Genomic DNA, 19,438 nt, shown 5'->3' with positions numbered 1-19,438 from the left:
GCCCTTTTATTTAATGAATAATTAAATGCCTTGTGATGGTGTCTTTTCAAGCACTTGGTCAACGAGACCGTATTCTTTAGCCTCACTAGCCGTCATGAAATAGTCTCGATCGGTATCCTTCTCAATACGTTCCAGCGGTTGGCCGGTACGCTCTGCAAGGATGTGGTTCAGCTTATCGCGCATTTTCAGAATGCGGCGAGCACGGATTTCAATATCCGTCGCTTGTCCCTGTGCTCCGCCCAGAGGCTGGTGAATCATAATTTCGCTGTTCGGCAGCGCGAATCGCTTGCCTTTAGCTCCAGCATTCAGCAGGAAAGCCCCCATGGAAGCAGCCATACCGACGCAGATGGTGGACACGTCAGGCTTGATAAACTGCATTGTATCAAAAATAGCCATACCAGCAGTAATGGATCCGCCAGGGCTATTGATGTAAAGATGAATGTCCTTCTCAGGATCCTCTGCTGCCAAGAACAGCATTTGTGCAATGATGGCATTGGCAACAACGTCGTTTACGTCGGAGCCGAGGAAGATAATGCGGTCTTTCAGCAATCTGGAATAGATGTCGTACGCCCGCTCACCGCGGTTGCTCTGTTCAACGACCATAGGTATAAAACTCATATAGAAAACCTCCCCTTAAATGCATTCCTCATTAAAATACTGTTACCGTATTACCCAAATAATAAACAATTTCAACCATAAAGTCAAAGATAGTCAAACTATTGGTTAAAAAAAAGAGCCGTCATAGGCACTTATGGGTAAACAGTATATAGAGTTCTGAAAATAAATGGCGCGCCCGCGAGGAATCGAACCTCGATCTCAGGCTCCGGAGGCCTACGTCATATCCATTGGACCACGGGCGCAAAATTAGCAACGAAGATGATTATACCTCGTTTTTGAGAAAAAAACAAGTGATTGATAAGATTTAAATCACGTGTTCACGCTTCGCAATTACCGGCAACTCGGGATGGGTAAGCTTTGTGTTCCAAGATGCAATGTAATCACAACATATTAGCTATGTAGAGGTCACCTGGCAAGCCTGACCTCTGATCATACAAGTGACATTTTCACAGGCGATTGACATATATGTTTTTGCGTCCGCTGCTACGAGAACAAGCAGTCGATTCAGCATGTCACCTATACTTAAATAAGGGTAAGAAAAGAAAAGTAAGCGAACTGTTGAAGCGGACGGAGACATCCGGCTTGCTCGTGCTGAAGGACGGCAGCATTGTCAGTGAAAACTACTATCGGGGCAACCGCCAATGCCAGCGGAACTTATCCATGTCTGTATCCAAGTCGTTCATGTCCTCCTTAATCGGGTTCGCTTTGCAGGACGGGAAGATAAAAAGCGTTGACGAGCCGGTCACGAACTATTTGCCGCAGCTACGCGATTCGGGCTTATAAGGATGTTACGATCAAGCAAGTGCTGCAAATGTCTTCCGGCATTCAATTCAATGAAGACTATGCGGATGAGTCGTCCGATTTGAACCGATTGGCCTATGAAATGGCCGCAAATAACCAGTCGATCTCAGAATATGTGACCACATTGCCCCGCTCCTCCGAACCGGGAACGTTTGTATATAAGAGCATTGATACCCATATTTTAGTGATGTTGATAGAGGAAGCAACTTCTCTCCCGTCAATGGGTGAAGGAATCGGTCACGCCGGACCGGAAAGAGCTTGAGCCTGGAAACGCGACTCCGGAGTTCGGTTATCAATATCAATGGTGGATTCCGCTTGGAAGCGATGGAACGGAATTCAGCGCCATCGGCATTTGGGGGCAGTATATTTATGTCGATCAGCAAGCAGGGGTCGTCATCGTCAAGACGAGCACGGACCCGAACTTTTTGGAAAATGAATATGAGACGATGCTCGCCTTCCGTTCGATTGCCAAAGCGGTACAGTAATCGAATGCGGCATTGCATTGCATATTGTTGAACAAGGTCCCCCTATGGATGGAGTTAGGAATAGGGGGACCGCTTCGGGCTCGGAATGAGCCCGAAGCAAACATTATCTCCCTTCGCCGACAGCTTCCACAGCGATTTTCCCCGTTATTTTTCACCATGCTCTCTCTCTCCTTACATTCTTCATGCTCCGCGCTCCGGCCAAGACATGTTATGATAAAAGAAAAAATGGTTAAGGAGAGGTATGCTCATGAATCAGGTTCGTGTCCTTGCTGACAGCGCGATCGATCTTCCCCGGTCCGTTCTGGAGGAGCTGAACATCACAGGGCTGCCGATAATCGTAACTCAGGATCAGAATCAATACGAGGACGGCGTTACTATACAACCGAAGCAAATGTTCGATGGTATGCGCCAGGGTCTGGTGTACAAAACGTCCCAAGTTCCGATGGAGCGGTTCCAGCAGATATTCACAGCCATCGCAGAATCCGGCGAAGAGGCGATCTACATTGCATTCTCTTCCGAGTTATCGGGTACATACGCATCCTCACGGATGATGCTCGATATGGTGAAGGAGGATTATCCTGACGCAGCGATAGATATCATCGATTCCAAATGCGCCTCCTTGGGCTTCGGCCTCGTCGTCGAACAAGCGGCGCGCTGGGCGGCCGAGGGGGTGTCCCGCGAGCGTCTCGTCTCCAAGGTGCGCGCTTTGGCCGCGGGGCTGGAACATGTATTCACCGTGGATGATCTGGAATACTTGTACCGCGGGGGCCGGGTAAGCAAATCCTCCGTCGTTATCGGGGGCTTGCTGAACATTAAGCCGGTACTGCATGTGGAGGATGGAAAGCTTATTCCTGTAGATAAGGTCAGAGGAAGGAAGAAGTCGATTCAGCGGCTGGCCGACCTACTGGAGCAGCGCGCCAATCTGGAAGACAAGGATCAACTGATCGGCATCGCCCACGGCGACGACGTGGAAGCGATGGAGATGCTGAAGCAAATCATAAGCGAACGGTTCGGGATGCATAACATCATGACCGGCTCGATCGGCTGCGCCATCGGCGCCCATTCTGGTCCGGGCACGCTCGCCCTGTTCTTCCGCAGCCGCACCTATACGGAAGCTGATTAATCAGGCACTAATGAAGCCCCGCTCCGGAAGGATACGGGGCCTGTCCGTCTTCTTCCGCATTCGATGCACCATGCCAATGGCAAAGCGCGCGCCAAGCATTTCACAAGAAACTGGGTGGTACAGGCTTAGAGAACCGGTCCGAATCATGCCGCAGCCCAATCATTTCCGGTGATCGGATAGATACATGCAGGCCGATTCCTGCACATATACGAGAATAAAGAATCGCTGGTAATGATAGCCGTTTCACCCTGTCAGGATCGGCAGAGGGAATATGGTGCATAAGAATGGCCGAGGCTGAGAAATATACATTCGGAACACTTGCAACCATCATAAATATTGAGTAGAATAAAGGTGGGACTCAAAACGTTTGACTGGGACATTTTGCGACCATAGAGAAGGAGATCCAAGACGAAGTTGCAGGAGTGGAAAGCATGCGTAATTTATTAGAAATACAAGAGCAGCTTCTGCCCGATCTCATGGACACTCTCAAACGAAGGTATACGATCCTTCATCAGATCAAGCTATCCGGAATTGTTGGGCGCAGGACACTTGCAGCATCGCTGGCAATGACCGAACGTGTGCTGAGGGCCGAAACGGACCTCTTGAAAGCACAGGGGTTGATCGAGATTGAGACGCTTGGGATGAGGGTCAGCAGTGCCGGAACGAACTTGCTGGAGCAGCTCGAGCCGGTGATGAAGGACCTGTTCGGATTAGCTGACCTGGAAGAAAAAATCCGCGAGGCTTATGGGCTACGCAAAGTGGTTATTGTCCCGGGTGACAGTGAGTCTTCAACCGATGTGAAACGTGAGCTTGGCAGAGCTGGAGCAAGAGCGCTTCTGTGCTTTGTCGACAACGGAGACATTATCGCGGTAACAGGTGGATCGACGCTCGCCGAAGTGGCGGAGCAGATGACACCGTCGTCGGTCGGTCCTTTGAAAGGTTCGTGGTTCGTACCCGCAAGAGGTGGCTTGGGTGAGAGCATGGAGATTCAAGCGAATACCATCGCATCCAAGATGGCCAAGAAGGTGGGAGCCGAATATCGGCTACTGCATGTACCTGACCTGCTGAGTGACGATGCTTATCAGTCACTTGTCCAAGATCAGCATATCCAAGAAATTGTGGATGTTATACGAAGATCATGTGTGATTGTTCATGGCATCGGAGATGCTATGGAGATGGCTCATCGCCGGAAGCTTGACGAGAAATCGATTCAGGACTTGAAAGCGGAAGGAGCCATTGCCGAATCCTTTGGCTACTATTTCAGTGAAGAAGGTACGGTCGTCCACAAAATGCTTACCCTTGGGCTGCGGCTTGAGGACATTATGCGTACAGAGACGATTATCGGAATCGCAGGTGGACGCAGCAAGGCCAGAGCTATTCACGCCGTATTGAAATTCGGACACGAGGATATTCTTGTTATCGATGAGGCCGCAGCGCTAGAAATTGAGAAGCGGTTGGATCAAACGGCGGAGCAGTAAGAGCTCAAACATAAAGCATTTTTACTAACTTTGTTGTCTTGACGGACCTCACGGTCTGTCTTGAATAAATAAAAACTTTCACTATATGGAGGGAAATACTCATGGTTAAAGTAGGTATTAACGGTTTTGGACGTATTGGACGTAACGTGTTCCGCGCAGCGCTCGACAGCAGCGAGGTTGAAATCGTAGCAATCAACGATTTGACAGACGTAAGCACGCTGGCACACCTTTTGAAATATGACACAACTCACGGCAAGCTCAATGCTACTGTTGAAGCTAAAGAAGGCGCAATCGTAGTTAACGGCCGCGAAATCAAAGTATTTGCAGAGCGTAACCCAGAAAACTTGCCTTGGGGACAACACGGTGTTGAAATCGTTGTTGAATCTACAGGTATCTTCACAGCTAAAGATAAAGCTGAAGCTCACCTGAAGGGCGGCGCTAAGAAAGTTATTATCTCCGCTCCTGCTACTAACGAAGATATCACAATCGTTATGGGCGTTAACGAAGATAAATACGATCCAGCTAACCACACTGTAATCTCCAACGCTTCTTGCACAACGAACTGCTTGGCTCCATTTGCAAAAGTTCTGGACGAAAACTTTGGTATCGTAAAAGGTATGATGACTACTGTTCACTCTTACACGAATGACCAGCAAGTACTCGACCTGCCACACAAAGACCTTCGTCGTGCTCGTGCAGCAGCTGAGAACATCATTCCTTCCACAACTGGCGCAGCTAAAGCGGTTAGCTTGGTTCTGCCACAACTGAAAGGCAAATTGAATGGTATGGCTATGCGTGTACCTACGAAGAACGTTTCCGTAACGGACCTCGTAATTGAAACATCCAAAAACGTTACTAGAGAAGACGTTAACAACGCTCTGAAAGCAGCTGCTAACGGTCCTTTGAAAGGTATCATGAACTACTCCGAAGAGCCGCTTGTATCCAGCGACTACAATACAGATCCAGCTTCTTCCACTATCGACTCCCTGTCCACTATGGTTGTAGGTGACAACATGGTGAAAGTCGTTTCTTGGTATGACAACGAGTGGGGCTATTCCAACCGTGTCGTTGACCTCGCTGCTTACATCGCAAGCAAAGGTCTGTAATATCTGATCTAAACCATAAATCGAAGAGGGGTTCCCTGTGGCGCTCCTCTTTGGTTTTCTGATTTATATATTTTCATGTTTTCATGCCAGAGTACTGGGAAGAATAGATAAAACCGGACTCTAAACATAGAGAGAGAACGAGAGCAGCCTGCTGTCGGCGAGGAGAATAGTTTCTTAGGAGGAACGTGGAGATGAACAAGAAAAGTGTACGTGATGTGGAAGTAAGCGGCAAACGGGTGTTTGTCCGCGTCGATTTCAATGTACCCCTCGAGGATGGAAAGATTACCGATGATACTCGGATTCGTGAAACCCTGCCGACCATTAAATATTTGGTGGAAAAAGGCGCTAAAGTTATTTTGGCTAGCCATATGGGACGTCCGAAAGGTCAAGTAGTAGATTCCATGCGTTTGACACCTGCTAGCGAACGTTTGTCCGAGCTTCTTGGCAAACCGGTAGCGAAAGCAGATGAAGCGGTTGGGGATGCAGTAAAAGCACAAATTGCTAACATGAAGGACGGCGACGTTCTTGTGCTTGAAAACGTTCGTTTCTATCCTGGTGAAGAGAAGAATGATCCGGAGCTTGCGAAGCAGTTCGCTGAGCTTGCAGATCTGTTCGTCAATGACGCTTTTGGTGCAGCACACCGTGCACATGCATCGACTGAAGGAATTGCGCATCTTCTTCCGGCTGTATCCGGCTTGCTGATGGAGAAAGAGCTGTCTGTATTGAGCAAAGCCCTTTCCAACCCGGATCGTCCATTTACCGCGATTATTGGCGGCTCGAAGGTTAAAGACAAAATCGATGTGATCAACAACCTGCTTACGCTGGCTGACAACGTCATTATCGGCGGTGGACTTGCTTACACGTTCTTCAAAGCTCAAGGCCATGAAATCGGTCAATCCCTCTGCGATGATTCCAAACTGGATACCGCACTGGGCTTTATCGAGAAAGCAAAAGAATTGGGCAAGAACTTCTACCTCCCGGAAGACATTGTTGTTTCGGATGATTTCAGTGCCGATGCCAACACGAATATTGTTGATATCGACGGCATTCCTGCAGATTGGGAAGGCGTAGACATCGGACCGAAAACACGTGCGAAATATGCAGAGGTTATCAAAAACTCGAAGCTGGTTGTATGGAACGGGCCTATGGGCGTATTCGAAATCGAACCGTTCTCGAACGGTACTCGTGAAGTAGCTCAAGCTTGTGCAGACACAGAAGCTTACACGATTATCGGTGGCGGTGATTCCGCAGCAGCTGCAGAGAAGTTCCACTTGGCTGACAAGATGGACCACATCTCTACAGGCGGCGGCGCATCTCTTGAGTTTATGGAAGGTAAAGAGCTTCCTGGTGTTGTGGCACTGAACGATAAGTAGTATTTCTCGAAGAAACGCCGTCGCCCTTTGAAAAGGACGCCGAAGTCGTTTCTACTTGTATAGAGTAAGCTATCGCAAAGAAGCGGGTCCCCCATAATATGGGGGGAGTAAGAGTAAAGGAGTGAATCGTGTGAGAACACCTATCATAGCCGGCAACTGGAAAATGTTCAAAACTGTTCCGGAAGCCAAAGCATTCTTTGAAGAGGTAAAAGGCAAAGCGGAAGTCGAGGGCGTGGAAAGTGTGATCTGCGCGCCGTTTACGAACCTTCCTGCGCTTGTTGAAGCTGCTAAAGGCACGAACATCAAGATTGGCGCACAAAATCTGCATTTTGAGGAAAATGGCGCATTTACCGGCGAAATCAGTGGTGTCATGCTGCAGGATCTGGGCGTAGACTATGTCATTATCGGACATTCGGAGCGCCGTCAATATTTCGGCGAAACGGATGAGATTGTGAACAAAAAAGTCCATGCGGCTTTCCGTCACCGTCTTCTTCCGATCGTATGTGTCGGCGAGAAGCTCGAAGAGCGTGAAGCTGGCCAAACGAAGAACGTATGCAAAGTACAGACGGAAGCAGCTTTTGCAGGAATTCCTGCGGATCAGGCTGTTCATGTTGTGATTGCTTACGAACCGATCTGGGCGATTGGAACAGGTAAATCCTCCACAGCACAGGATGCTAACGAAGTAATCTCTTACATCCGTGACCTTGTGAAAGGAATGTACGGTGAAGATGTGGCCGCTCAGGTGCGCATTCAATACGGTGGCAGTGTGAAACCTGAGAATGTAACTGAGTATATGGGTCAAAGCGACATTGACGGCGCGCTCGTTGGAGGAGCCAGCTTGCAGCCAGCCTCTTTCATCCAGCTCGTTGAGGGGGCGAAATAAGATGTCAGCACCAAAACCCGTAGCACTGATCATCATGGACGGATTCGGGCTGCGCAATACCACTGAAGGTAATGCGGTCTCCCAAGCTAACAAGCCAAACTATGATCGTTATTTGAAGCAGTACCCGAATACAACGCTGACGGCTTGTGGTGAAGCGGTAGGCCTTCCGGCAGGACAGATGGGTAACTCTGAAGTGGGTCACCTGAACATCGGAGCTGGACGGATCGTTTATCAAGACTTAACTCGGATTACGAAGTCGATTCGCGAAGGTGAATTTTTTGAGAATGAAACCCTCGTAGAAGCAATCCGTTCCGCTAAGAAAAACAACAAGAAACTGCATCTGTACGGCCTCGTATCCGATGGCGGTGTTCACAGCCATATTGAGCATATGTTCGCTATGCTGGACCTTGCCAAGAAGGAAGGTATGCACGAAGTATACATCCACGGCTTCATGGATGGTCGTGACGTGGCACCGGACAGTGGTAAGCAGTTTATTAAAGACTTGATCGCTAAGATCGAGGAAGTCGGCGTTGGCAAAATCGCCACCGTATCGGGACGCTACTATGCGATGGACCGTGACAAACGTTGGGACCGCGTAGAGAAAGCTTACCGTGCGATGGTGTACGGCGAAGGCCCGAAATACACTGATCCACTGAAAGCGATCAATGAATCTTACGAGAAATCGGTCTATGATGAATTCGTAGAGCCAACTGTCATCGTAGATGATCAGGGCAATCCGGTGAGCCTGGTGGAAAGCGGAGATTCTGTAATCTTCTTGAACTACCGCCCAGACCGTGCGATCCAGCTGTCCCAGGTATTTACGAACAAGGATTTCCGTGGATTTGACCGTGGACCTAAGTTTCCGCAAGATTTGCATTTTGTCTGCTTGACCTTGTTTAGCGAAACGGTAGAGGGCTTTGTTGCGTACAAGCCGAAGAACCTCGACAATACGCTGGGTGAAGTGCTGGTGCAGAACAACAAGAAGCAGCTGCGTATTGCAGAGACGGAGAAATACCCACACGTCACGTTTTTCTTCAGCGGCGGTCGTGATGTTGAGCTTCCGGGCGAGACACGCGTGCTGATTAATTCGCCGAAGGTGGCCACGTATGACCTACAGCCAGAGATGAGCGCTTATGAAGTGGCGGATGCTTGTGTGAAGGAGATCGAAGCGGATAAACACGATGCGATTATCCTGAACTTTGCAAACCCCGACATGGTAGGCCATTCCGGCATGTTGGAACCAACAATCAAAGCAGTTGAAGTTACAGACGAATGTGTCGGCAAAGTGGTGGATGCTGTCCTTGCTAAAGGCGGCGTTGTCCTCATTACAGCTGACCATGGCAACGCAGATATGGTATTCGATGAGAACGGACGGCCATTTACAGCTCATACAACGAACCCGGTTCCGTTTATCGTCACAGACGAGAACGTAACCCTGCGTGAAGGCGGTATTCTTGCTGATATCGCACCGACTATTTTGGATCTGATGCAGCTTGAGAAGCCGGAAGAAATGACCGGAACATCTATGATTGCAGCCCGCAAATAGATTAATCGAATGACTTTAAAATAAATCACATTAAAAGGAGACTCTATCTATGACTATTATTTCCGACGTATACGCACGCGAAGTCCTTGACTCCCGTGGTAACCCGACTGTAGAAGTTGAAGTATATCTGGAATCCGGTGCAATCGGACGCGCTATCGTTCCATCTGGTGCTTCCACTGGTGTTCACGAAGCGGTTGAACTTCGCGACGACGACAAATCCCGTTACCTGGGCAAAGGCGTTCTGAAAGCTGTTGAGAACGTAAATGAAATTATCGCTCCAGAAGTAATTGGAATGGACGCTTTGGATCAACTCGGCATCGACAAGCTGATGATCACTTTGGACGGAACTCCGAACAAAGGCAAGCTGGGCGCTAACGCTATCCTGGCTGTATCCATGGCTGTTGCTCGTGCAGCTGCTGAAGCTCTGGATCTTCCGCTGTATGTTTACCTCGGCGGATTCAATGCGAAACAGCTTCCAGTACCTATGATGAACATCGTTAACGGTGGCGCACACGCTGACAACAACGTTGACGTTCAAGAGTTCATGGTACTGCCTGTTGGCGCACCAAGCTTCAAAGAAGCACTTCGTATGGGTGCTGAAATCTTCCACAACCTGAAATCCGTACTTAAAGGCAAAGGCCTGAACACTGCAGTTGGTGACGAAGGCGGTTTTGCTCCTAACTTCACATCCAACGAAGATGCATTGTCTTCCATCATCGAAGCTATCGAGAAAGCCGGCTACAAGCCAGGCGAAGACGTATTCCTCGGTATGGACGTTGCTTCCACTGAGTTCTTCAAAGATGGCAAGTATGTTCTGGAAGGCGAAGGCAAGTCCTATGCCCCTGCAGAATTCGTTGACTTGCTCGCTTCTTGGGTTGATAAATACCCAATCATCACCATCGAAGACGGATGTTCCGAGGACGATTGGGAAGGTTGGAAATTGCTCACTGAGAAATTGGGCAACAAAATTCAACTCGTTGGTGACGACTTGTTCGTTACGAACACAGAGCGTCTGGAAAGAGGTATCAACGAAAATATTGGTAACTCCATCCTGATCAAAGTTAACCAAATCGGTACGCTGACTGAAACATTTGATGCGATCGAAATGGCAAAACGTGCTGGTTACACAGCAGTTATCTCCCACCGTTCCGGTGAATCCGAAGACAGCACTATTGCTGACATCGCGGTTGCTACAAACGCTGGTCAGATCAAAACAGGTGCTCCTTCCCGTACTGACCGTGTTGCGAAATACAACCAATTGCTTCGCATCGAAGATCAATTGGGTGAATTGGCTCAATACAACGGCTTGAAGTCGTTCTACAACTTGAAGAAGTAATAATATGTGAAAAGACCAGCTCCTGCTTTATGGAGCTGGTCTTTTTTGCGTTATCATGAGGTAGCTTGGAGTGTGGCTGCACACTTGGCTTATGGAGCTGGGGGGCGGTGCGTGTATCGTCTCCGGTCGCTGTTAAAATCGGGAAACTATGAATGATTAGGTTAGGGAGGTTTCCCGATTTTAAAGGCGAACGCGTTGCTCCTCCGACGATACACGCACCTGTGCCATTGAAGAAGGTGTGCAGCTCCCTTGTTAGCGTCTCATGGAAGCGCAAAGAAGCCCAGCTCGATGCGGTAGCATGAGCTGGGCTTTTGTGTGGGCGGGGAGTATGTTGGGGCACAATCACCCAGTAGGATTTAATCCGTCCCTACAATAAGAGGTACAACTTGTCCGGAGTGGACATCAATCAGGCCCAGGTCAGTCAGCTTCAGCGCCGGGCTAACCGGCAAGGAATGCGTGCACAGCGACATAATCGGATTATAGTGCTCGTAGCCGAGAGACTCCATCGCCTCGCGAAGCTGCTTTACAGCTTGACCGAACTCCTCGAATGATTCCTCTGACAAGATGCCTCCAACAGGCAGCGGGATGTGAGCGAGTACTTTGCCATCTTTTACGACACAGAAGCCGCCCTGATCAGCAATTACCGTATTGGATGCAAGCGCCATATCTTCTGGCGAGTGTCCAACGACTAGCAGATTATGATTGTCATGAGAATATGTCGTTGCAATCGCTCCGTGCTTGATCGTGTTCCCTGTAATAAGCCCGTAAGCACGATTGCCGTTTTTGCCATACCGTTCAAAGGTGGCAATTAAGCCATACGAACTGTCCTGCCAGTTTAGAACGCCGTTCTCCACACGTACCTGCTCATGTAGTTCATTCGTGTTTGTCGTTCCGTTTATGACTTCCATGACACGGCAGGTATGCTCGCCATCCGCCGCCTCTACAGCAACGCGGAAGTCATCTCCTGTAAGTGCAGCAAGCTGCACGCTCTTGTAGAAATGCGGCGGAAATTGACGCTCACCGCGCTCTTGTTCATAAGCGGCCCCGGCTTCATAGGCTAGGCGACCATGCTTAAATACCGCCTCAATCTGAAATTGTTCGATATCGCTAAGCAGAACGAAGTCCGCGACCTTATTCGGCGCAATCGCACCACGGTCGTAGAGACGCATCCGTCTCGCTGGTGTATAGGTTGCCGCATAGATCGCACGCTCCGGTGCCATGCCCATCGAAATCGCCTTTTTAACAAGATGATTCAAATGCCCGTTCTGCACAAATGTGTCCGCCATTACGTCGTCTGTTATGAAGCAGAATAACTCCGCAACGTCTTCATGAATGAGCACATTCATAATATCCGGCGTCATTGACTTCTCTTGAATTTCGAGGAACATGCCGTTTGCCAGCCGATCGCGCATACTATCCACGGCCTGCTCCGTATGATCTGAATCGACACCTGCGAACATGAAGCGCGCCAGTTCCAGATCGACCAGCTTCTTCGGTGTGTGTCCTTCAATAACGAGCTGTGGATAATTTGTTCGAACATGATTCAAAATGCGATTCGTTTTGCATTCCGGATCACGCAGCACATCAACCGAGTTCATTATTTCGCCCAAGCAGATAACCCGTTCGTCCTGCAGCAGCTCATCAATATCGACAAGATCGATTTCACCGCCTGTCGTCTCAAGCGGCGTTGCCGGGACAGAGCTCGGAATGGCATATAAGATGTCCGCAGTGCAGCCTTCGCTGGCATGAATCATTTCCTTAACGCCTTCCACGCCGAATACATTGGCCATCTCATGGGGTTCGGATACAATGGTCGTCACCCCATTTTTGATCAGTCCATGTGAGAACGTTTTTGGCGTTACCATCGTGCTTTCGATATGAAGATGAATATCGACAAGCCCTGGAACCATATATTTCCCAGCTCCATCGATGACTTCAGCCGCCTCGAAAGTCTCCGTTCCACGGGCACCGATGTAGAGGAATTTCCCGTCTTTAATCGCTGCATTGCCTGTGATGAATCGTTTTAAATATACGTTATATACGTTGACGTTTGTTACCAACAAATCTATCTTCATGGCACTTCACTCCTCGTTGTCCTTCGTTGGTCTCCTAAGAGGTTGTTCAAAAATCCGCGCTGGAACGTATTCCTACTTCGAGCTTCTCACCAGGACAACCTTCTCTTTCGGCAATACCAGCTTCACGGCAGTGCCGCGCTCAAATGGCATCTCCATTTCCCGGTTCACCGTGAATTCGCCAAGCGCCGTGTCCACAACATATTGATAGCTCCGACCGAGGAATGTGCTGATTTTGACTTGTCCGGCAATGAGGTTTCGACCTGCTGCGACATCCTCTGCAGTCAAGCCGCCGATCCCTGCTGTACACTCGCTGTCTATTGCTACCATAAGGTCGTCCGGACGAATCGCACCTTTCATGGAATCCGTCAGCGGATATCCAGAGCGGTGGATAACTTGCAATTGTGTGCCTTGTGCGCCTTGGAGCGTAATAACGCCGCCGTCATCATGCATTTCGCCGATATCAATAAAGTTGTTAAAGCCAATGAACCGGGCAACAAACTCGGTTGCAGGGTACTTGTAAATGTTCGCAGGGGCGTCTAGTTGCTCGATTACGCCTTTGTTCATAATAGCGACCTTGTCTGAAATCGAGAAGCACTCCTCCTGGTCATGGGATACATATACACTCGTAATGCCAAGCTGCTTCTGAATGCGGCGAATTTCAACCCGCATATTAACTCGCAAGTTCGCATCCAAATTGCTGAGCGGTTCGTCGAACAGCAGCAGATCCGGTTGAATGACGAGTGAGCGGGCAATCGCGACACGCTGACGCTGACCGCCTGACAATTCACCAGGGAATCGCTTCTCGAATCCTTTTAAATCGACAACCTCAAGCATCTCATGCACACGCTTAGCGATGGCTGACTTGTCCACCTTACGCAGCTTCAATCCATAAGCGACATTATCGTACACATTCATGTGTGGGAAGAGCGCATAGCTCTGGAATACAAATCCGAAGTTACGCTTGTTGACCGGAACCCGCGTGTAGTCTTTCCCTTGGAAAAGGAATTTGCCGTCCTTCGCTTCCAGAAATCCGGCGATAAGACGAAGTGTTGTTGTTTTGCCGCAGCCAGAAGGCCCGAGCAGAGAGATCAGTTCTCCTTCGTTCAAGCTCAAGTTAAAGTCTTTAAGAATCAGGTTCTTCTCATATGCAACCGATATATTTTGAAGGGATAGCAATTCCATTATCGTTGGCCTCCGATGTATGCTAGTTATTTTTCGTAAAGTAGGAGAGTCCCATTAAGCGTTCAATCGAGAACATAAGCAATGCCGTTATCATCATAAGCAGCACGGAAATCGCTGCGATCGTCGGATCGAAATAGTTCTCAACATAGGTAAGCATTTGAATCGGCAGCGTACTTACCCCTGGGCCCGTCATAAACACGGATATATCCACATTGTTGAACGATTCCAGGAACGCGAGCAGCACACCAGCAATGAGACCCGAGCGAATATTCGGCAGCACGACCGTAAAGAATGTCTTCAATCGACTAGCGCCCAAGCTCATAGATGCCTCTTCGACCGAATAATCGAAGTTTGATAAACTCGACCCAATAACCCGAATAATGAACGGCATCATGAGCACGATATGTCCGATGAGCAAGCTGGTATATACGGGCAGATGGAATCGAACGACTAAATATTTGAGCATCGTAAATCCAAGCACGACACCGGGAATTAGAATCGGTGATATAAAGATCGAGTTGAGCAGTCCCTTACCCTTGAATTGATAGCGACTTAACGCATAAGCAGCAGGGACGCCGAGCAGCAGCGCAATCAGATTGCCGACAAGCGCTACGATAATCGTAACTTTGAACGTGGTTAAAAACATTTCAACTTCAAAAATATTCTGGTACCACTTCAGCGAAAAGCCTTCCGGTGGGAACTTTAGAACTGAGCCTTCCCCGAAAGATGTCGCCATAATGATAAAAAGCGGCCCTAGCAAAAAGATATACGCCAATATCGTAAATACGGCAAGTCCGCGATGTTGTTGTTTCATAAGAAGTTAACCCCCGTTATCCCTTCGGATTCAATTTGCGAGCAAGTTGATTCATGAGCCCGATAATGATAAAGGTGACGACAATCATAACGGTCGCAATAATCGATGCCATGTCCCAATCATTGAGCGTCATTGCATTCTGATATAGGAACGTTGCGACTACACGCTGCTTGCCACCCAGCAATTGCGGTGTTGTATATGCCGTCAGGCTGCCTACGAATACGAGGATACTGCCGACGATGAGTCCCGGTACACATAGCGGTACAATGATCGTCATGAATCCTTTCATTCGGGATGCACCAAGGCTGGATGAAGCATTTAACAAGTCGCGATCAATGTTCTCCATAACGCCTACGAGCGAAATGATCATAAGCGGCAAGAACAGATGAATAAGACCGATCATCATCGAAGTCGGGGTGTACAATATTTTCATTGGTTCATCAATAAGTCCTATACTGGTCAGCAGCTGATTTACGAGTCCATTCTTGCCGAGAATGACCATCCAGCTAAAGGAACGTACGATGGCGCTCGTCATGAGCGGGAAAATAGCCAAGGCCAGCAAGATTCCTTTCGTGCGTGCCTTCTGCTTCGAAATATAATAGGCGACCGGAAATCCGATCAAAATGCAGGCAATTGTGGTGATGGTACTGACCTGCAATGTTGTTCCTAATATTTTTAGCATGAACGGATCGCTGAGCAGCTTGATATAACCTTCGATTGTAAATTGGCCTTCACGGAAGAAGGTGGATCCAATCGTCATAAAGATGGGGATGACCATGAACACAGTCAAAAACAATAGTCCTGGCAGCAGTAGCCATACGAATGGTTTTTTCATCGGTTACGTCTCCTGTTTCTCATGGTGTCTAAGCTTGCAGTATGGAGATAAAGCGTTCCATGAACGTGTCTCCATCTACTTCTACACAAACATTTACATTCGGCTCTTGGCCGAGGCGATGTTGTACGTCACAGACGGTCTGCCCGTCGCACAGATCGCTTCTTGTCTCGACATCAACATAATACCGGCATGTCTTCATGATGCTATCGTCTATAGCCACGTAGGCTGCAAGTGGATCATGCATGGCGCACGCCTCAACTCCGTTGCGCATGCGGTAGCGCTCCATATACTGTTCGGTGCAGGTACGAACGAAGCTGCCAAGCGGCGTGTTATCGAGCTTCTGTAAATGCTCCGGCCGCAGCAGCGCCTGACGTGTCACATCCAGTCCAACTAGCGTCAGATCGAAGCCAGCGTGAAGTACAATCTTGGCTGCTTCCGGATCAACGTATATGTTGTATTCCGCCACAGGCGTTACATTGCCGTATGTCTGCAAGGCGCCTCCCATTACGATGACACGCTTGACGAGCTGTGGCAGCTCGGGGCAAGCACGAAGCGCGATTGCCAGATTTGTAAGCGGTGCGGTCATAATGAGCGTCAGTTCACCAGGGCGCTTCTTCGCTTGTTCGATGATGAACTGAGCTGCATGCTTCTGATCGGGTTCTAGCTCAGGCGGTTCCATATCAGATAGCGCGCCGCCCAACCCGTCGTTGCCATGCACCGCATGCTCAAAGAACGTCGGGCGCATCAAGGGCTCGTTCGCACCCGGGACGATGGGAACCGTCCAGGTGGATACGCCGCTTGGGCAAGAATTAGCCTCCGTGTCATAAACGGTTTCGCTTCCCCCAGTATCTGAACCCCGGCCGTTTCTATCCAATTGCTGCAGCATGTGCAACACTTTCCGGGTATTTAACGTCGACTGCGCGAGCGAGACGTTGCCATTAACCGTCGTCACGCCTACAAGCTCCAGTTGTTTACATTTCCATACAAGCGCCAGTGCCAATGCATCATCCACGCCCGTATCAACATCTATAATAACGGGCTTTCGCTGTACAGGAGCGGTATCTGTAAGCATCATGTTAAGCCTCCTGCCTGTTGGTGAGAATAAAAAGGGAGGGTGCGATAAACGACAGCCCTCCTCCTTTAGATAAAGTTCAAAAAAATTCTGTTCGAACTTTCATTATTTCTGGACTTTACTCGATTTCACGGTTCCAGCGGTCAATCCAACCGCTCATTTGCTTGTTTACCTGGTTCAAATCAAGGATCTTCAAGTTCTCAACGACATCTGCGCCATAAGTAAGACCTTCAGCTTCTTCCGCTGTCAATTTCACTTCTTTGTTCGTTGGGGAGTCGATACGATCTTTAGCGTTCGCCTCTTGCACTTCTTGGCTCAAATGCCAGTTGATGAATTTTTCCGCCAATTCTTTGTTTTTCGAACCTTTGACGATGTTGACTGTATTCATAAGCGCATAAGCGCCTTCTTTAGGTGTGATATATTGTGCGGATGGCAATGCTTCCTTCAAGCTGCCGAAGAACGTATCCTGGATCGGAGCAGCTACGATTTCGCCTTGCGCAAACATGTTCACGAGATCCGCGGATTTGGAATAGTATTTGACAACACCCGGATTGATTTCTTTGATCGCTTTAAAAGCCGCTTCGGTATCCATATCCTGGCCGCCTCCGACTTTCGCTGCGAAATCCATCATCATCGGGCCTGTCGTAATCGTAATGTTCGGAAGCGCGATTTTATTCTTGAATTCAGCCTTCCACAGGTCACTCCACGATTCTACCGGCGTCTTCACGTCATCGCTGTTCACGGCCAGACCGAACTGGGCGACGGTATGAGCTGGGCCATAATCCTCTCCGGTTGGAGCCTTCGCAATATCATACAGCTTATCGATGTTCGGAATGTTCTTCCGATCGATCTTCTCGAGCAAGCCTTCCTCAGCCGCTTGCAGCGCATAGTAGTCGGACAAGTAGAGGATGTCTACCTTTGAGCTGCCTTGGCGAATTTTGTTCAAGCGATCGGTGTTATTTCCGATCTCGGTGACGATTTTAACGTTATATTGTTTCTCGAATGGCTCGTATAAATTTTTCTTTAGTTGATCTTCCGCAAAGCCCCATGTCGAGATGACCAGTTCTGTCGGTGCTTCTTTGCCGCCTTCAGCTGCTTTGTCTCCGCCGGAGCAAGCGGTCAGCAATGTTCCCATCGATAGTACGAGTGCAAGTGTTAACTTTAATTTTTTCATAAAAATAGTTCCCCCTGTTGTAAGTCTAAGTTGAAACATTTTACAATCGAATCGTTCTCCTTAATTCTGAAGAAGCTCTACGCTTGTAATAACCTCTCTAAATTTACTTTGTCACGATAAAAAGAACTCAGGAAGATTTCCCGAGTTCTGGCGTGGAAAAAGTAGGTATTCCCTTCTTGCTCTGTCCGTGTATGGGTGTAACAAGTTCTCATCCTTCGTTGCATTCGGATGATGGACAGGCAAAGCGTGCAAAACAAATCCCTGATGGATTCATGAGGAAATTCTTCTTCTTCGTAGCCAGATCATTTACGGTGATCTGTAGAAACTCTCGGGCCAATTCCCGGGATTATACGAAAAACATGGTGTATTAGGTTATCTACACACACATTGTATAAGCATTACGCGCGATTGTCAACGTAAAATCCGAACGTTAGATCATTTTTATTTATTTTATGTTCGTGTTTTACAAAAAAACCGCCCCTTATTTATGGGGCGGTGAGTAATTCTTCTATAAAATAAAACTATTCTTGTGCTTATTTCAGACGACTTCGGAACATTAAAAGTATCAGGGCAAAGATGGTAGAAGCCAGATAGAGGAACGAGGCCAAGTAATCTTATTGTTACCTTACGATTGAGCGTGGCTCGGCGCCGGACGCTTGCGCCAGAACACTTGCAGGGCAAGCTTGGCGCACCATAAAGCAAACACCAGAAACAACAATGCCCATATCAACGCGGGCACAATGGTTGTGTTCGCTAAGTTCGCAGCATCGCCGGCCCGGCTCGGCTGACGGATGGCATACAGCAGGAGTGAAAACGGGCCCATGACGGATTCCTCCAACGAGAGGAAGGCGAGCAGTAGAAAGTACGCGTTCCGGATGCGTGTGCCGAGGAAATAGAATACCAAAGTGATCACAATAAAGATGCTAAGCCACCACACACCATATCCGTTACGTACGAATAAAAGGATCATGAGCATGGCAATCCCTGAGATCACCAGCAGTCCTTCTCCTTGCTTCCGCTTGGCATAACCATAGAACATCAGAACGGAGAATAAAGAAGCGGAAATGTAGCCGGAAAGGGATACCGCAATCGTTCTCCATCCGGAAGCAAGGACGGAATAGGTCGTACCGCTGTGATCCGGATTTAACTCAATACTGAGCACACGTCCTGACAGCAATAGTGTAGCGACCGCGTGTCCTAGCTCATGAATCATGGTGTCCATAATGCGGAACCAGGAGGAGAATGGTATAAACCGGGTCAACACGGCTGCGCCGACAAGATACAGAATTGTTTTCAGCCATTTGTTCATGGATAAAATTCCTTTCGTGCCCTGGCTCCATAAGGTAAATAATAGAAGCCTTGATTTTTAATACGTACGCCTGTAAACAGGGAAAAGCTGTTTGGTAGTGAGCAGCAGACAGCACACCTTTTCCTATGATAGAATGGAACATACGTTCCTTGATTGATTGCGTACTTGTTTTGTTTCTACTATGTAGTATAGATGCCGGATAACAACTTGTAAAAGAGCGGCCTTATA

18 protein-coding genes, 1 tRNA gene and 2 riboswitches are annotated in these 19,438 nt (G+C 48.5%); of the genes, 10 read left to right on the top strand and 9 right to left on the bottom strand.

The window, feature by feature from the left end; genetic code table 11:
- Positions 1-21 precede the first annotated feature (21 nt).
- Positions 22-618 (bottom strand): ATP-dependent Clp endopeptidase proteolytic subunit ClpP, encoded by a 597-nt coding sequence (gene clpP, locus B9N86_RS28245; RefSeq protein ID WP_208916472.1) that lies wholly within the window; start codon positions 616-618, stop codon positions 22-24.
- A 167-nt stretch (positions 619-785) separates the two neighbouring features.
- A tRNA-Arg gene (locus tag B9N86_RS28240) sits at positions 786-860 on the bottom strand.
- A gap of 223 nt (positions 861-1,083) precedes the next feature.
- Between B9N86_RS28240 and B9N86_RS28235 the strand changes: the two genes are divergently transcribed.
- The 10 genes from B9N86_RS28235 (at position 1,084) to eno (ending at position 10,749) form a co-directional block, all read left to right on the top strand.
- Positions 1,084-1,401, top strand: coding sequence for a serine hydrolase domain-containing protein (locus B9N86_RS28235; protein WP_208916470.1), 318 nt, complete (start codon positions 1,084-1,086; stop codon positions 1,399-1,401).
- Positions 1,349-1,681 (top strand): serine hydrolase, encoded by a 333-nt coding sequence (locus B9N86_RS28230; RefSeq protein WP_208916467.1) that lies wholly within the window; start codon positions 1,349-1,351, stop codon positions 1,679-1,681. Before B9N86_RS28235 ends, B9N86_RS28230 begins: the two co-directional genes overlap by 53 nt.
- Entirely contained in the window at positions 1,644-1,904 is a 261-nt protein-coding gene (locus B9N86_RS28225; protein ID WP_208916465.1) for a hypothetical protein, read from the top strand. Before B9N86_RS28230 ends, B9N86_RS28225 begins: the two co-directional genes overlap by 38 nt.
- A 247-nt stretch (positions 1,905-2,151) precedes the next feature.
- On the top strand, positions 2,152-3,027 hold the full coding sequence (locus B9N86_RS28220) for a DegV family protein (RefSeq protein WP_208916463.1): 876 nt from the start codon (positions 2,152-2,154) through the stop codon (positions 3,025-3,027).
- Positions 3,028-3,158: 131 nt separating this feature from the next.
- Positions 3,159-3,259, bottom strand: a riboswitch (purine riboswitch).
- Positions 3,260-3,458: 199 nt separating this feature from the next.
- On the top strand, positions 3,459-4,505 hold the full coding sequence (locus tag B9N86_RS28215; RefSeq protein ID WP_208916461.1) for a sugar-binding transcriptional regulator: 1,047 nt from the start codon (positions 3,459-3,461) through the stop codon (positions 4,503-4,505).
- A gap of 101 nt (positions 4,506-4,606) precedes the next feature.
- Positions 4,607-5,611 (top strand): type I glyceraldehyde-3-phosphate dehydrogenase, encoded by a 1,005-nt coding sequence (gene gap, locus B9N86_RS28210; RefSeq protein WP_208916459.1) that lies wholly within the window; start codon positions 4,607-4,609, stop codon positions 5,609-5,611.
- Positions 5,612-5,802: 191 nt separating this feature from the next.
- On the top strand, positions 5,803-6,984 hold the full coding sequence (locus B9N86_RS28205; RefSeq protein WP_208916456.1) for a phosphoglycerate kinase: 1,182 nt from the start codon (positions 5,803-5,805) through the stop codon (positions 6,982-6,984).
- A 130-nt stretch (positions 6,985-7,114) separates the two neighbouring features.
- Positions 7,115-7,867: a triose-phosphate isomerase gene (gene tpiA / locus B9N86_RS28200; protein ID WP_208916454.1), complete on the top strand. Its 753-nt coding sequence runs from the start codon at positions 7,115-7,117 to the stop codon at positions 7,865-7,867.
- A gap of 1 nt (position 7,868) precedes the next feature.
- Positions 7,869-9,413, top strand: coding sequence for a 2,3-bisphosphoglycerate-independent phosphoglycerate mutase (gene gpmI, locus B9N86_RS28195; protein ID WP_208916452.1), 1,545 nt, complete (start codon positions 7,869-7,871; stop codon positions 9,411-9,413).
- A gap of 49 nt (positions 9,414-9,462) precedes the next feature.
- Entirely contained in the window at positions 9,463-10,749 is a 1,287-nt protein-coding gene (eno, locus tag B9N86_RS28190; protein ID WP_208916450.1) for a phosphopyruvate hydratase, read from the top strand.
- A gap of 356 nt (positions 10,750-11,105) precedes the next feature.
- On the opposite strand, the gene B9N86_RS28185 is transcribed toward eno, so the two are convergent.
- The 7 genes from B9N86_RS28185 to B9N86_RS28155 all read right to left on the bottom strand — a co-directional run bounded on the left by B9N86_RS28185 (position 11,106) and on the right by B9N86_RS28155 (position 19,210).
- Entirely contained in the window at positions 11,106-12,824 is a 1,719-nt protein-coding gene (locus B9N86_RS28185) for an adenine deaminase (protein ID WP_208916448.1), read from the bottom strand.
- 72 nt (positions 12,825-12,896) lie between these two features.
- Complete coding sequence (locus B9N86_RS28180) at positions 12,897-14,006, bottom strand: ABC transporter ATP-binding protein (protein WP_208916446.1); 1,110 nt, start codon at positions 14,004-14,006, stop codon at positions 12,897-12,899.
- 22 nt (positions 14,007-14,028) lie between these two features.
- Positions 14,029-14,820 (bottom strand): ABC transporter permease, encoded by a 792-nt coding sequence (locus tag B9N86_RS28175; RefSeq protein WP_208916444.1) that lies wholly within the window; start codon positions 14,818-14,820, stop codon positions 14,029-14,031.
- A 16-nt stretch (positions 14,821-14,836) separates the two neighbouring features.
- On the bottom strand, positions 14,837-15,655 hold the full coding sequence (locus B9N86_RS28170; RefSeq protein WP_208916442.1) for an ABC transporter permease: 819 nt from the start codon (positions 15,653-15,655) through the stop codon (positions 14,837-14,839).
- A gap of 28 nt (positions 15,656-15,683) precedes the next feature.
- Positions 15,684-16,730, bottom strand: a complete 1,047-nt coding sequence (locus B9N86_RS28165) for a nucleoside hydrolase (protein ID WP_208916440.1) — start codon at positions 16,728-16,730, stop codon at positions 15,684-15,686.
- A gap of 115 nt (positions 16,731-16,845) precedes the next feature.
- Positions 16,846-17,901, bottom strand: a complete 1,056-nt coding sequence (locus tag B9N86_RS28160; protein ID WP_208916438.1) for an ABC transporter substrate-binding protein — start codon at positions 17,899-17,901, stop codon at positions 16,846-16,848.
- Positions 17,902-18,175: 274 nt separating this feature from the next.
- Positions 18,176-18,275: riboswitch (purine riboswitch) on the bottom strand.
- Between the two features lie 251 nt (positions 18,276-18,526).
- Positions 18,527-19,210: a M50 family metallopeptidase gene (locus tag B9N86_RS28155; RefSeq protein WP_208916436.1), complete on the bottom strand. Its 684-nt coding sequence runs from the start codon at positions 19,208-19,210 to the stop codon at positions 18,527-18,529.
- Positions 19,211-19,438: the final 228 nt, after the last annotated feature.

Origin of the sequence: Paenibacillus uliginis N3/975 (assembly GCF_900177425.1) — a bacterium.
GTDB lineage: Bacteria > Bacillota > Bacilli > Paenibacillales > Paenibacillaceae > Paenibacillus_AQ > Paenibacillus_AQ uliginis.
Note: the sequence above shows the minus strand (reverse complement) of the source record. Positions and strands in the feature narration are given on the sequence as shown.